Genomic DNA, 14,155 nt, shown 5'->3' on the forward strand with positions numbered 1-14,155 from the left:
GCTCAGCCCTGCGATTCGCAGCCCCAGCCGTCGTTTTCGCCGCCCAGCGGATGGGCGCCTTCAGCCAGCAGGGTTTCAAACCCCGTGATGTTCTCGATGGTCGGCAGCATGTATGGGTGAACCTGTACCTGCCACGGAAACTCCTCGCTTTCTTCGTATTCCGAGAACGACACTTTCATGTCGCTGCGCAGCAGATGCACCGCGAACTCCAGCGCATTTTCCTCCGAGGTGAAGATCACGGAGAAATCGAATTCACGCGGAATCGAGAGGTCGTCGCCCTGTTCAACCATCTGGTCGAGCACGGCCTGGTTTTCGTCTTCGGGGGAAAAGCTGATGTCTTCAGTCATGATCGTTCGCTCTGGTGAACACGCAGCTTAGCGCACGGCGCATTGCGATCGTGCGTACCTGTTCGCGCATCCGCCCCCATTCCTTTGGCTAAGATGCGCCACAGGGGCAGGGTCACAAAGTGAAAGATCGGGGTGTCACGAGGATGAAGGGACGCAGAGATGACCGACGCGGCGAAGCGACTCCACGATTTTGACTTTCTGATCGGTGGCGGCGACATGGGCCGCCGCACTCGGGCGTTCGACTGGGCCGCCACTCCGCTGGGTCCACCCGGGCAATGGCCGCAAGGCCTGAAAACGGCTACGCGCCTGTTGCTGGGCACGCAGCATCCCATGTTCATATGGTGGGGCGATGAGCTCATCCAGTTTTACAACGACGCTTATGCCCGCTCGCTGGGCCCGGAGCAACACCCGAGCGCGCTCGGGGCGCGTGGCCGTGAATGCTGGGCGCACATCTGGCCCATCATCGGGCCGCAGATCGAACAGGTCATGGACAATCGCGGCTCCACCTGGAACGAAAACCAGATCGTTCCGATCCTGCGGCACGGCGTGCTTGAAGACGTCTGCTGGACCTACAGCTTCAGCCCGATCAACGAAGTGACGGCAGGCAACGGCGTGGGTGGTGTACTTGTCGTGTGCGCCGAGACCACCGAGTTCGTACTGGAGAAGCAGCGCCACGAGGCGCGCGCGGAAACCATGGAGCGCCGGTTCGCCACCGCCGTGGCCGAACGTGATGTCCTCGCCGACGTAGTCGAAGCCACCGATGACATGATCCAGGTACTGGACATGGATTTCCGCATCCTTGCCGCCAATCACGCGCACGCGGACAGCTTCGAGCGCCTGTTTGGCATGCGCCCTCAGCCCGGCGACCATCTGCTTCGCATACTGGATGCGTTCCCTGAAGCCCAGGCGCGCATCAGCAAACACTGGACGCGCGTGCTCGGCGGCGAAGACTTCGCCATTCGCGAACAGTACGAAGACCCGCAGGGCGAGCAAATCATCTACGACGCCAGATTCAGTGCCATGCGTGCACCGGATGGACGGCAACTGGGTGCCTACGTCATCGCGCGCGATGCGACCCGGCAAGTGATGGACGAAGCACGCCTGCTGGAAGCGGAGGACCGCATCCGGCAAACCCAGAAAATCGAAGCGCTGGGCCAGCTCACGGGCGGCGTGGCGCACGATTTCAACAACTTGCTGACCGTGGTGGCTGGCGGCCTGGACATGATCGACCAGCCCATGCCCGAAGAACGGCGCCAGCGCATGCTCGGCGCCATGCGCCAGGCGGTGGAACGCGGCGCCGGCCTCAGCCGCCAGTTGCTGGCGTTCTCACGACGGCAGCAACTACGCCCCGAACCGATCGACCTGGCCACCCAGATTGGCGGCATGCGCGAACTTCTGGAGCGCAGCCTGCGCGGGGACATCGAGGTGTCCATCCGGGTGGCCGAAGACACATGGCCCATCGAAGTGGATGCCGGCGAACTGGAACTGGCCATCCTCAATCTTTCGGTCAACGCACGCGATGCCATGCCCGAGGGCGGCAAGCTGGTCATTGAGGCGAACAACACCTCAGGTGACGAACGCGCGGAACTGCCCGGTGACCTGGTTCACCTGACCATTACCGATACCGGCAGCGGCATGAGCGCCGAGGTGTTGCGGCGTGTCTTTGAACCCTTCTTCACCACCAAGGGCATGGGCAAGGGCTCCGGCCTGGGGCTCGCGCAGACCTACGGATTCGTGCGCGGGTCAGGCGGCGCCATTCATGTCGACAGCCGGCCGGGTGTGGGCACGACAGTCGCCATGATCTTCCCGCGCACACATGGCATACCCACGAAGCGGCAGGCGCCGTGCACGTTCCGTTACGACCAGCCGCCGCCGGACTCCCAGGGCATCGCGCTCGTGGTGGAAGACGACGAACGGGTGGCTGCACTGGCTGTCGAAATGGTGCGTCAGCTGGGTTACGACGTGCTGCACGTAAGCAGCGCGGAGGCGGCGCTGGGCGCACTGGCCAACGGGCGACCAGTGGACGTGGTGTTTTCCGATGTAATGATGCCCGGCTCGATGAACGGCGTGGAGCTGGCGCGCGAGGTTCGCCTGCGGCAACCCACGCTGCCCGTGCTGCTCACCAGCGGCTACGAATCGGTGATCGGTGCCGAGGATCTGGAGCGGTTCCCGCTATTGCGCAAACCCTACGGGCTGGAAGATCTGGCCAACGCCCTGCGTCTGGCGAGGGGGCTGTAATCCGGCTTTCAGGGCGTGGCGGCGAAACGTGACGACTCGGTCTTGCCGGTGCGCACGCTGCGCTCCGGCGAGAAATCAATGGCACCGCTGGCGAAATAGCACATCAGTTCGCGCGCGCAGTGGGCCGGATCGACCTGACCGGCCAGGCTGCGCAGGCAGTAGGTAAGCGTGTCGGCGAAAAACAACGCCGATACCGGCACGTAATGACCACGCAAGGACACACCGGCGCCGGAAAGCTCCATCGAGACCACAATCCGGCTGAGCGTGGCGCGATCGCCACCCGCCGCTTCCAGTACCCGGGCAAGTGCCGGGTCCTTCTGGTAATGCGCCCACACACCATTGACGGCGTCCACGCGACGACCATGACTGCATAGCGCCGCTGCCGCCTTCATCGCGCGGGCACGGCGAAACGATCGGATCACTCGGGAGAACAAGGTGGCCTCACTCCGTCAGCATGGGGGCCCGTCGCCGGGCCTGCCCGGCCAGTGTGTGCCCCGATTCTTATCGAAAGCTTAGGAAGAAGCATCGGGACACCCGCTGAGCTATGGTCTCGTCTGCCCGGTACTGCTGAAGGAGACGATGGGTGCATATCATCGTGGTCGAAGATGACATTCCGTTGGGAACGGCCATTCAGGCTGCCCTGGAACGCCTGACCTACACCGTGTCCTGGCTGCGCAACGGCACCGAGGCACTGATAGCCCTGCGCGACCAGACAGCCGACCTGATCCTGCTGGACCTGGGCCTGCCCGGTAAAGACGGCCTGGACGTGCTGGTGGAAGCGCGCAGGGCGCGCGTCGGCACCCCGGTCATCGTGATGACGGCGCGTGATTCCGTGGAATCGCGCATTCAGGGGCTGGACGCCGGAGCCGACGACTATCTGGTCAAGCCGTTTCACCTGGACGAACTGGCCGCGCGCATCCGCTCGCTGACCCGCCGTGCTCAGGGGCTGGCCGACAATCTGGTGGAAGCCGGTGCCCTGTCGATGAACCTCGCCACGTCCGACGTGACCTGGCATGGCAACCGGGTGGAGCTGACCCGTCGCGAGTTTTCACTGGTGCAGATGCTGCTGGAGCGCGCGGGTCGCCTCGTGCGCCGTGATGCGCTGGAAAACTCCATTTACGGCCTGGACAACGCGATGAGCGCGAACGCGCTCGAAGTGCTGGTCCACGGCGTGCGCCGCAAGCTCAGCGCCACCGCCATCCAGACGGTGCGTGGTTTTGGCTACATGATTCCGCGTGATCCCCGATGACCTCCCGAAGCATCCTTTCGCGCCTTCGCTGGCTGATCATCGGCCTGATGCTGCTCATCCTGGTGCCGCTGGGCATCTTCAGTTTCAGGAAGACACTCAACGAAATTGACGAGCTGTCCGATGGGCGCCTGGCCCAGGCCGCGCGTACGCTGGACGTGCTGGTACAGCACGTGGGCATCGCCGCGCTGGCGCGCGGATCGGACGAACACCTGAGCGTTCCCATCAACGCGGTGCGCAATAATGCACTCACGGTTCAGGGGCACACGTACGAATCGGAGGTGGGCTATCAGGTGTTCGATGCCCACGGAAGCACGATTCTTGCGACCGAAAACATGGCCGCACTGCCGCCACCTGCCGGTGCCGGGGACGCGGAAACATTTCACGACGTGCAGGCCGGCAGGCACCTGTGGCGCGTTTACATGCTGACCGATACCGACGCGGGCGTGACCATTCGCGTGGGTGAGCGCTACGACAGTCGCCACGACATCACCCATGCCCTGTGGATCGAACATGGCCTGCCTCCGCTGCTGCTGCTTCCGCTGCTGGCCCTGTTGATCGGCTGGGCAGTGCGGCGCGGGTTGCGTCCGCTGGAAACGCTGACCAATGCGCTGTCCGCACGCGAGCCGGGCAGTCGCGAATTGATTGTGCTGGACGATGCACCGCGTGAAATTGCCCCCGTGGTGAATGCGCTGAACACGCAGATCGCCAGCATCGAGAACGCCCTGGAACGCGAACGCCGCTTCAGCGCCGACGTGGCGCACGAACTGCGCACGCCGCTCGCGTCCACCATGATCAACCTCGAAAACGCGATGGCACTGGCGAAGGGCGCGGAAGCTGACCTCGCCATCCGCTCCGCGCACGAATGCCTGGAATCGCTGGCCCGGCGTACGGAGCAGCTGCTGGCGCTGGCGCGACTGGAGTCTGGCGCCGCGGCCGGCCCGCGCGTGGCGCTGGACATGGTGGACGTCGTGCGCGACACGCTGGACGACATCACGCCGCTGATCGCCACCGGCCACGTGGAACTCAGCGTGACCTCCCTGCCCGACCACGTGCCGCTTGTCGGCTATGGCGCCGCACTGGGCGCGATGCTGCGCAATCTGCTGGAGAACGCGCTGCGCCATGTGCCTGCTGGCGGCCACGTCGGACTGTCTGTCACCCAGGATGCCGATACCGTCACGCTGGAAGTCGTCGACGATGGTCCGGGCATCGCGCCGGAGCGCCGTGAGCACGTGTTTACGCGCTTCCACCGGGAACCGGGTTCAGGCGGTGACGGGCTGGGGCTTGGCCTTTCCATCGTGCAGCGCGCCGCCTGGTTTCATGGCGCAACCATCGAACTGCTGGATTCACCCCACGGCCAGGGGCTCCGGGTGCGGGTGCGCATTCCAAAATCGGCTCACGCCGGGTGACGCTGCTGCCGCTACAATCGACCTGACTCTGCTGATCTGACGTACCGACATCATGCGCAACCCTCTCCAGGAACAACTACTTAAAGCCGGCCTCACGACAAAATCGAAGGTCTCCCAGGCGGTTCGCGAGCAGACCAAACAGCGGCAGGGCAAAGCCCCGGCACCGCCGTCCGCCGACAAGGTGGATGCCGCACGACTGAAGGCCGAGAAAGCCGAACGTGACCGCGCCATCGAAGCGGAACGCAAGGCAGCAGCCCAGGCCGGCGAGATCCGCGCGCAGATTCGGCAGATCATCCAGACCAACACCGTCAAGCGCGAAGGCGAACTGGACTATCGCTTCACCGACGGCGACCGCATCAAGTCCATCCTGGTCAACGAACTGCTTCGCACCCAGTTGTCGCGCGGCGTGCTGGTGATCGCCCGCGATGGCGATGGGTATGCGCTGATTCCGCGTGCCGCAGCCGACAAGGTTCATGCACGCGACGCGTCGTATATCGTGCTGGATCACGGCACCCCTGGGCAGCCCAGTGCCGATGACGAAGATGATTACTACAAACAGTTCCAGGTGCCTGACGATTTGATGTGGTAATTGCAACGCCACGTCATGCGCGAATGACGTGAAGAAAGCGTCAACATCCGTGTGAAAAATAGTGTCCGGGTGGCTATTCCATTGCCCGGCGCCGCACGCCAGAATCAACCTTCTTTATATTGGGGATTCAACGATGGCGGCACTTGCCCGGCAAACGACGGACGCAATGGGTTCCCACGAAGCAGCACTGCTGGCCGAGTGGCGAGCCAATCTTGAAGCAAGCGGTGCCGCCCGCGGCCTGAGCCCGGAAGAGCTTGCCCGGCAAACGGCCGAGTTTCTGGGCTTGGTCATTACCTGCGCAGTAAACGGCGATGCATCCAACATCTCCGGAGCCGATTGGGACAGCGCCAGACAGTTCCTCGAAAAACTGTCGCGCACGCGCGCCACGCAGGGTTTTGAATCCCACCACACGGCCAACTTCATCTTTTCGCTGAAGCGTCCGCTGTTCGCGCTGCTTCAGCGCACGTATGCCACGGACCCTGCCACGCTCGCCGATCAGATGTGGGCAACCACCGAACTGCTCGACCAGCTCGGCATGCATACGACCCGTACCTTCCAGAAGTCGCGCGAAGAAGTCATCAAGCGTCAGCAGGAAGAACTGCTGGAGCTGTCGACGCCCGTGGTCAAGCTGTGGGACGGTGTGCTGGCATTGCCCATGATCGGCACCCTGGATTCGCAGCGCACGCAGGTGGTCATGGAGTCGCTGCTTCAGCGCATCGTGGATACCGGTTCGGAAATCGCCATCATCGACATCACGGGTGTACCCACGGTCGACACGCTGGTGGCACAGCATCTGCTGAAGACGGTCACCGCCATCCGCCTGATGGGCGCCGACTGCATCATCAGCGGCGTGCGTCCGCAGATTGCGCAGACCATCGTGCATCTGGGTCTGGACCTGCAAGGCATCGTCACCAAGGCCAACCTCGCTGACGCACTGGCGCTCGCACTGCGCCGCTCGGGACTCACCGTCGTCAAGGCATCCTGACACCATGGACCGTATCCCGATCCTCAGGATGGGTGAGTTCCTTCTGGTGACGATCCAGGTCGACATGCACGATCAGCTCGCGCTGACCTTGCAGGACGACCTCTCCGAACGCATCAGTGCCTGTTCCTCCAAGGGTGTGCTGATCGACATCTCGGCGCTGGACATGGTCGACTCGTTTATCGGTCGCATGATCGGCAACATCTCGGGCCTGTCGAAAATCATGGATGCCGACACCGTGCTGGTGGGCATGCAGCCCGCAGTCGCCATCACGCTGGTGGAACTTGGCCTCACGTTGCCCGGCGTCATCACCGCCTTGAATGTGGAACGCGGCATGACGTTGCTGCGCGCACGCCTGGACCACCAATGATCGTTCGCGACAGTGGCACCCAACCCGTTCGCATCGAGCAGGACGTGGTGCTGGCGCGCCACACCGTGCGCCGGCTTGCCGTGGAGTGCGGTCTTCGACTGATCGACCAGACCAAGATCGTCACTGCCGCCAGCGAGCTGGCGCGCAACACCGTCGTCTACGGCGGTGGTGGCGACATGGACTGGGAGATTCTTGAGGATGGCGCCCGCCACGGTCTGCGCCTTGTGTTCCGCGACGAAGGCCCGGGCATTGCAGACATGAAGCTGGCCATGACCGACGGCTGGACTTCGGGCAACGGCCTTGGCCTTGGTCTTACCGGTGCGAAACGCCTGGTGGGCGACTTCGACATCGACAGCCGGCCTGGCGTGGGGACGCGCATCACCATTGCGCGATGGACATGAGAATTGCAGGCACGCCTGCGCACGTCGTAGCCGTTGAAGAGATCAGCCAGGTCGGTCAGGCGCGGCGCACTGCGCAGCAGTTGGCCGAAGGCGCAGGTTTTGATGAAACGGACGCCGGACGCGTTGCGCTGGTGGCAACCGAACTTGCCAGCAATCTGTTGAAGCATGGGCGGCACGGCGCCGTTTACCTGCGCTGCGTTCCCGGCCGCGATGCGGTGGGAGTCGAGATTCTCGCCGTGGATCGCGGTCCTGGCTTCGACCTCGCCCAGTGCCTGCCCGATGGCGTATCCAGTCGCGGCACGCAGGGCATCGGGCTTGGCTCGGTCATGCGTCAGGCACAGGTATTCGACCATTACTCCGATGAACGCGGTTCGGTGCTGCTGGCGCGCTTGTATCCCCGTGTGCTCAAGGAGCAAGACCACCGCTTCGGCGCGGTACAGCAGTCGCTGCACGACGATCCCGCCTGCGGCGACAGCTGGGCCCTCACCTGCAACGGCGACGCGCTTGCCTGCATGGTCGTGGATGGGCTGGGCCATGGACCTGATGCTCAGGTAGCCGCACACGCCGCCATCGCCGCGTTCCTCGCGAGCCCGTTTGGCGACCCTTCCGAAACGTTGGCCGATGCGCATAGTGCAATGACCGGCACGCGCGGCGGCGCCGTGGCCATTGCACGCCATGAGCGCCAGAATGGCCGACTGCGGTTCAGCGGCATCGGCAACATCTCTGCCACTCTGCTGGGGCCAGACAGCTCGCGGGGTCTCGCATCGCATCCGGGCATAGTTGGCGTACAGTTCAGACGAGCCCACACCTTCGACTTTCCCCAATCGGGAGGGCAACTGCTCGTCATGCACAGCGACGGCCTGCAATCCCGCTGGCGGCTCACGGACTACCCCGGTCTGTGGCACAGGCATCCGGCGGTGATTTCCGCCGTGCTTCATCGGGATTTTAGCCGGGGTCGTGACGACGTCACCGTTCTGGTCATCGCACTGGAGGCCCCGCGTGGCTGATAACGACGCAACTGCCATCGACGCCCTCCGCCGCGAGAACGAAGCGCTTCGTTCCGAACTGGAAGAGACCAATCACGGGGTGGTCGCGCTGTACGCCGAACTGGACATGCAGGCCGAAGAGCTGCGCCAGGCGTCGGATCTGAAAAGCCGCTTCCTGTCGTACATGAGCCACGAATTCCGCACGCCGCTGGGCTCGATCCTGAGCATCACGCGACTGCTCAGCGATGAGCTGGATGGCCCGCTGAACGACGAACAGCACAAGCAGATCCAGTTTGTCAGTGGCGCCGCCCGCGAGCTCAGCGACATGGTGGACGATCTGCTTGACCTGGCCAAGATCGAGGCAGGACGCATCACCATTTCGCCTGCCTGGTTCGACATGCTGGATCTGTTCGCGGCGCTGCGCGGCATGTTCCGCCCCATCGGGGATGCCACGACGGCGGACCTCATCTTTGAAGATCCCGAGGGCATTCCGCGCCTCTTCACCGATGACAAGAAGCTGGCGCAGATTCTGCGCAATTACATTTCCAACGCGCTCAAGTTCACCCAGCACGGCGAAATCCGCGTTTGCGCGCGCATGGAAAACGAGCACGAGGTCTGCTTCTCGGTCAGCGATACAGGGATCGGCATTCCGCCGGAATCCATGGACAGCCTGTTCGATGATTTCACGCAGGTGGATTCACCGTTGCAGAAGCGCTGGCGCGGCACGGGTCTGGGCCTTTCGCTCTGCCGCCGCTTCGCCGCCCTGCTGGGTGGAAAAGTGGGGGCCACCAGCGTGCCGGGCCAGGGTTCGGTTTTCTTCGTGATCGTCCCCGTGGCGCTACCGCAGGAGACCTCCGATGGCGCTTGACATTCATCTGCTGATCGTTGACGACAACGCAGCCACGCGGTACGCGATGCGACGCGTGCTGGAACGCCATGGCTACCACGTCGAGGAAGCAGGCACAGGCACCGATGGGCTGGTCCTTCTGGAACACTCACGCGTGGATGCGCTCGTGCTGGACGTAAACCTGCCCGACATGAGCGGCTTCGATATCGTGCGCAAGTTGCGCGCAGAGAATCGTACCGCCCTGCTTCCCGTGATCCATGTGTCCGCCGCCTCCATTGAAACCGGTGACCTCATCACCGGGCTGGATGCCGGCGCGGATGCTTACCTGATTCATCCGGTCGATCCGGACGTGTTGCTGGCAACCCTGCGCACGCTGCTTCGCGTGCGTGACGCCGAACTGGCGCTACGCGAGAGCGAGGCGCGCTTCCGCGAAATCTTCGACAACGTTGCCGCCCCCGTGGCCGTGGTGAGTGCCACGCTTTGCGTGCACGAAAGCAATCAGGCTTTCGCACGCCTTCTTGACGACAAGGGCACAGGGCCTGCACTGGCCGAACGCATCGTCGAAGGGCAAGACGCGACCCTCACCGAACTCGGCGAGCACCTTGCCCGCGGTGACCGCTGGCATGGCACGATCCTGCTGAGCACCCGTCGTGGCGTGCGCGAAACCGAATGGCGTGTTGCGCCTTACCGCACGCTGGGCACCGGCATCATCTATGTGGATGACATCACCGAGCAGCGCCAGCGCGAACGCGAGCAGATGGCCGAACTGGACACGACCACCACGCAGCTCGCACGCGAGGTCGAAGAACACGCACGTACGGAAGCACAATTGTTCCAGGCGCAAAAAATGGACGCGCTGGGCAAGCTCACTGGCGGCATCGCGCACGACTTCAATAATCTGCTCACCAGCATCATCACGGGGGTGGAGATCATGAATCAGCGCATATCGGAGGGGCGTCACGAAGGCGTGCAGCGCTTCGCCGATGCCGTGCTTGGCTCGGCACGCCGTGCCGCAGCGCTGACACATCGCCTGCTCGCCTTCGCCCGCCAGCAGCCGCTGGATGCCCGTCCGGTGGATGTGAGCCAGCACGTGCGTTCGCTGGGCGACATGCTCCGGCGAACCATCGGTGAAACCATCCAGCTCGACATGGAGGCGCTGGTGGACGGCGCCTATGCGCGCGTGGACCCCAATCAGCTCGAAAATGCCGTCATCAATCTGGTCATCAACGCGCGCGATGCTTTACCCAATGGTGGCCGCATCATCGTGGCGACCAGCCGGCTGGAAGTGCGCAACCATGCGGAACTCCTCGGCGGCGAGTACATCTCGCTGTCGGTGCGCGACAACGGCACCGGCATTGAGCCGGACATTCTCGACAAAGTGTTCGATCCGTTCTTCACCACCAAACCGCTGGGTCGTGGCACGGGGCTTGGCCTCTCGATGATTTACGGATTTGCACGACAGTCTGGCGGTGAAGCACTGATTCGCAGCTGGCCGGGGCGCGGCACCGAGGTCACACTGATCCTTCCCGCCACGGAAGCACCGGACGTCGAAGAGCCCGTCGCAGCAATCAAAGTCACCCGGGGCACCGGGCAGCACATCCTGCTGGTGGAAGACACCACGACCGTCCGCGTGCTCACCGCTGAGCTGCTGACTGACGCAGGCTATCGCTGCACGCACGTGGCCGACGTAGACGCCGCGCTTGTGTTGCTAAGAGGTGATACCGCCATCGACCTGCTACTGACCGATGTGGGCATGCCGGATATGGACGGCCGCGCGCTGGTGGATATCGCCCGAGCCTGGCGCCCGCGCCTGCCCGTGCTGTTCATGACCGGATACGCCGAGAACGCGCTGGATCGCGACGCGTTTCTCGGCGCAGGCATGGACATGGTCATCAAGCCGTATGCCATCGACGATTTGCTGGCGCGCGTACACACCATGCTGTTGCGCCGGTAGCTGAAGTTCAGTCGAGCGCGGTGGCCGGACCATAAAAGCCGTAACGCGTGCGCTCCGCCGGTATGCCCAGCTCATCCATGCCGGCCTTCATCGCCTTCATGAAGGCGATGGGGCCCAGCACGTACACATCCACGTCGCGTGTCGCCGGCATCCACGCGGCGAGCAGCGCGCTGTCGACAAGACCGGTGGCATCCGGCGGGTTGTCCGGCTGGTCGTGTAATTCATAGCAGGTGTAATGCTTCAGATGGGCGTGCTCACTGGCCAGCATTTCCACGTCGATGCGGAAGGCGTGCGCACATGCGTGGCGCGCCGCGTGGATGAAATGCACGGGGCGTTGTTCTGCCAGTGCAGATTCCAGCATCGGCAACGTTGCGGTGATCCCGATTCCGCCGCTGATAAGCACCAGCGGCCGACCGCTGCTCTGAAGCACGAAGTCTCCCGACGGCGGGAATAGCTCGAGCGTATCGCCGAGGTTCACGCGATCATGCAGATAGCCGGAGACCACGCCACCGGGCTGCCGTTTCACACTGATGCGATACGTGGAACCATTGGTCAACGATGAGATGGCGTAGTTGCGCCGTGTCTCCACGCCGTCAATATCCACACGCAGACCGATGTGCTGCCCCGGCTCGTGCAGCATCACCGGGCCGTTGTCGTCCGGTGCGAAGGTCAGCGAGGTTACCTCGCTGCTTTCGCGGGTCTTGGCCACCACCACAAACTGACGGGCGCCACGCCAGCCGCCGGGCTTCTTCGCCACGCTGTCGTAGATCTTCCGCTCCTCTTCCACCAGCAGGGCCGCCAGTTGTCCGTACGCGGCACCCCAGGCATCGAGCACGGCGTCGGTAGCCACCTCGTGCCCCAGCACCTCGCGAATGGAACGCAGCAAGGTGGCGCCAACTACCGGATACAACGAAGCCGGTACCTGCATGGCCACGTGTTTGCACACGATCACGCGAACCAGGTCCGCAAGCACGTCAAGCTGGTCGATGTGGCGCGCATACGCCAGCACGGCGCGCGCAAGGGCACGCTGCTGCGCGCCGCTGTGCTGGTGGGAGGGATTGAAGTACGCACGCACCTGTGGATTCTCTGCCAGCAGCGTGCGGTAGAAGTGCCGGGCAAGCACCTCACTGCCCGTCTCCAGCAGTGGCACGGTGGCGCGGACGATGGCACGATGTTCGGGAGATAGCATGGTTGATCCTTCGATGGTGTCCGCAGACAACATCAACGACCGTGCCAGCAAGGATGACACGGTCGGAACAACCACTTAGACCGTTCGACGTCGTTTTGACTGCCACTGCGCGACGTCTGATCGACCCACGCTCCAGTCAATATGACCGAAGGCCGTACCGCCATACAGGCGAGACGGCCCTCGCTGCATCAGCGACCGATATTGCGCAGGCGTTCGCCGTGCATCAGCTTTCGCTCGATCTGCTCCAGCGTCACGCCCTTGGTTTCCGGCACCAGCCAGAACGTGATGAGGATGAACAGCGCATTGAGCGCGCCATAAAGCCAGAACGTCTGCGCATTGCCGATACCGCTCAGCAGCGACAGGAACGTGGCGCCCACAATGGCGTTGGCCGCCCAGTTGGTAAAGGTGGAACAGGCGATGCCGAAATCGCGTCCCTTCAGCGGTTGCACTTCCGAACACAGCGTCCAGATCAACGGGCCCGCCGACATCGCGAAACCAACAATGAAAACCAGCAGCATCGCGACGGTGAAAATCTGCTCGCCGTGCGACTGGATGCCCAGATGCATCATCGTGCCCACCACGCCCAGCCCCGTGGCCATGATGGCGAAGCCCGCATACAGAATGGGCTTTCGACCCAGACGATCAACGAACGCGAACGCGATCAGCGTGGCGAGCACATTGGTCAGACCCACCGCAGCGGTAAACCACATCTGCGCATGCGTGTCGTATCCCATGTCCTTGAAAATGCGCGGAGCGTAGTACATCACCACATTCATGCCGGTGAACTGCTGGACAACCTGCAACAACACGCCCAGTCCCACGGAGCGACGGAAGTTGCTGTTTCCGAGGAACAGGCTCAGGCCATGCTGACGCGTCTTCAACTGCTCTTCGATGTCGGATATTTCACGGGCGATCACGGTGTCGTCGCCGCGCAGCTTCTTCAGAACCACCTGGGCTTCATCCTTTCTTCCCCTCATCAGCAGCCAGCGCGGGCTATCGGGAAGGAAGAACAGACCCACGAGAAACAGCACACCCGGCACCGCGATCACGCCGAGCATCCAGCGCCAGTTGCCTGACGAACTGAAGGCGGTATCGGAAAGGAATGCCACCAGAATGCCCGTGGTGATCATCAACTGATAGACGGAAATCATCGCGCCGCGAATGTGCTCTGGCGCAACCTCCGCCAGATACAGGGGCGCCGTGAACGTCGCCACGCCGATGGCCAGACCCAGCACGAAGCGTGCAACGATCAGACTTTCCGGTGACCAGGCGGCTGCACAGAACAGCGAGCCCGCCACGAACAGCACGCCGGCAAGCAAAAGCGAACGCTTCCGTCCCAGGACGGCAGACATCCAGCCTGCCCCGACCGCACCCACCGCTGCACCGCCCATCATGCTGCTGACGATGGCCTCGATCATGTGATCAGAGACTTTGAATTCCGCCTGGATGAACTGGGTGGCGCCGGAGATCACGCCGATGTCGAGGCCGAACATCAGGCCAGCGAGGGCAGCCAGTACACAGGTGGTGAACACCGCTCCGCGTACCTCAGGCGGAACGGTGGCAGCTTTGACTTGAGCATCCATGGGTGATTCCCCAG

At 63.3% G+C, this 14,155-nt stretch carries 14 protein-coding genes; 10 read left to right on the forward strand and 4 right to left on the reverse strand.

Annotation, left to right across the window (positions count from 1 at the left end):
• Positions 1 to 2: 2 nt before the first annotated feature.
• Positions 3 to 347 carry a ribonuclease E inhibitor RraB gene (locus FHW69_RS05360; RefSeq protein WP_183421946.1) on the reverse strand — a complete coding sequence of 115 codons (345 nt, stop codon included), beginning with the start codon at positions 345 to 347 and terminating at the stop codon, positions 3 to 5.
• A gap of 159 nt (positions 348 to 506) precedes the next feature.
• Between FHW69_RS05360 and FHW69_RS05365 the strand changes: the two genes are divergently transcribed.
• Complete coding sequence (locus tag FHW69_RS05365) at positions 507 to 2,585, forward strand: PAS domain-containing sensor histidine kinase (RefSeq protein ID WP_183421947.1); 2,079 nt, start codon at positions 507 to 509, stop codon at positions 2,583 to 2,585.
• An 8-nt stretch (positions 2,586 to 2,593) separates the two neighbouring features.
• On the opposite strand, the gene FHW69_RS05370 is transcribed toward FHW69_RS05365, so the two are convergent.
• Entirely contained in the window at positions 2,594 to 3,007 is a 414-nt protein-coding gene (locus tag FHW69_RS05370) for a hypothetical protein (RefSeq protein WP_183421948.1), read from the reverse strand.
• 161 nt (positions 3,008 to 3,168) lie between these two features.
• On the opposite strand from FHW69_RS05370, the gene FHW69_RS05375 reads away from it, so the two are divergent.
• The 9 genes from FHW69_RS05375 to FHW69_RS05415 all read left to right on the forward strand — a co-directional run bounded on the left by FHW69_RS05375 (position 3,169) and on the right by FHW69_RS05415 (position 11,369).
• Entirely contained in the window at positions 3,169 to 3,834 is a 666-nt protein-coding gene (locus FHW69_RS05375) for a response regulator (RefSeq protein WP_183421949.1), read from the forward strand.
• The gene (locus tag FHW69_RS05380; protein ID WP_183421950.1) at positions 3,831 to 5,240 is read left to right on the forward strand and encodes an ATP-binding protein; all 1,410 of its coding nucleotides are present in this window, start codon (positions 3,831 to 3,833) and stop codon (positions 5,238 to 5,240) included. Before FHW69_RS05375 ends, FHW69_RS05380 begins: the two co-directional genes overlap by 4 nt.
• A gap of 52 nt (positions 5,241 to 5,292) precedes the next feature.
• A complete protein-coding gene (locus tag FHW69_RS05385) occupies positions 5,293 to 5,829 on the forward strand; it encodes a DUF2058 domain-containing protein (protein WP_183421951.1) in 537 nt (178 codons plus the stop codon).
• 133 nt (positions 5,830 to 5,962) lie between these two features.
• The gene (locus FHW69_RS05390; protein ID WP_183421952.1) at positions 5,963 to 6,814 is read left to right on the forward strand and encodes an STAS domain-containing protein; all 852 of its coding nucleotides are present in this window, start codon (positions 5,963 to 5,965) and stop codon (positions 6,812 to 6,814) included.
• A 4-nt stretch (positions 6,815 to 6,818) separates the two neighbouring features.
• Positions 6,819 to 7,181 (forward strand): STAS domain-containing protein, encoded by a 363-nt coding sequence (locus tag FHW69_RS05395; RefSeq protein ID WP_183421953.1) that lies wholly within the window; start codon positions 6,819 to 6,821, stop codon positions 7,179 to 7,181.
• Positions 7,178 to 7,582: an anti-sigma regulatory factor gene (locus tag FHW69_RS05400; protein WP_183421954.1), complete on the forward strand. Its 405-nt coding sequence runs from the start codon at positions 7,178 to 7,180 to the stop codon at positions 7,580 to 7,582. The genes FHW69_RS05395 and FHW69_RS05400 overlap by 4 nt, the downstream gene beginning before the upstream one ends.
• Positions 7,573 to 8,589, forward strand: a complete 1,017-nt coding sequence (locus FHW69_RS05405) for an ATP-binding protein (RefSeq protein WP_221195381.1) — start codon at positions 7,573 to 7,575, stop codon at positions 8,587 to 8,589. Before FHW69_RS05400 ends, FHW69_RS05405 begins: the two co-directional genes overlap by 10 nt.
• Positions 8,582 to 9,436 (forward strand): ATP-binding protein, encoded by an 855-nt coding sequence (locus tag FHW69_RS05410; protein ID WP_183421956.1) that lies wholly within the window; start codon positions 8,582 to 8,584, stop codon positions 9,434 to 9,436. The genes FHW69_RS05405 and FHW69_RS05410 overlap by 8 nt, the downstream gene beginning before the upstream one ends.
• On the forward strand, positions 9,426 to 11,369 hold the full coding sequence (locus tag FHW69_RS05415) for a response regulator (protein WP_183421957.1): 1,944 nt from the start codon (positions 9,426 to 9,428) through the stop codon (positions 11,367 to 11,369). The genes FHW69_RS05410 and FHW69_RS05415 overlap by 11 nt, the downstream gene beginning before the upstream one ends.
• 7 nt (positions 11,370 to 11,376) lie before the next feature.
• On the opposite strand, the gene hmpA is transcribed toward FHW69_RS05415, so the two are convergent.
• Both hmpA and FHW69_RS05425 read right to left on the reverse strand, forming a co-directional pair.
• Positions 11,377 to 12,558 (reverse strand): NO-inducible flavohemoprotein, encoded by a 1,182-nt coding sequence (gene hmpA, locus FHW69_RS05420; protein ID WP_183421958.1) that lies wholly within the window; start codon positions 12,556 to 12,558, stop codon positions 11,377 to 11,379.
• Between the two features lie 188 nt (positions 12,559 to 12,746).
• A complete protein-coding gene (locus FHW69_RS05425) occupies positions 12,747 to 14,141 on the reverse strand; it encodes a sugar porter family MFS transporter (protein ID WP_183421959.1) in 1,395 nt (464 codons plus the stop codon).
• Positions 14,142 to 14,155 lie beyond the last annotated feature (14 nt).

Origin of the sequence: Luteibacter sp. Sphag1AF, from assembly GCF_014192715.1 — a bacterium.
In the GTDB taxonomy this organism is placed as follows: Bacteria; Pseudomonadota; Gammaproteobacteria; order Xanthomonadales; family Rhodanobacteraceae; genus Luteibacter.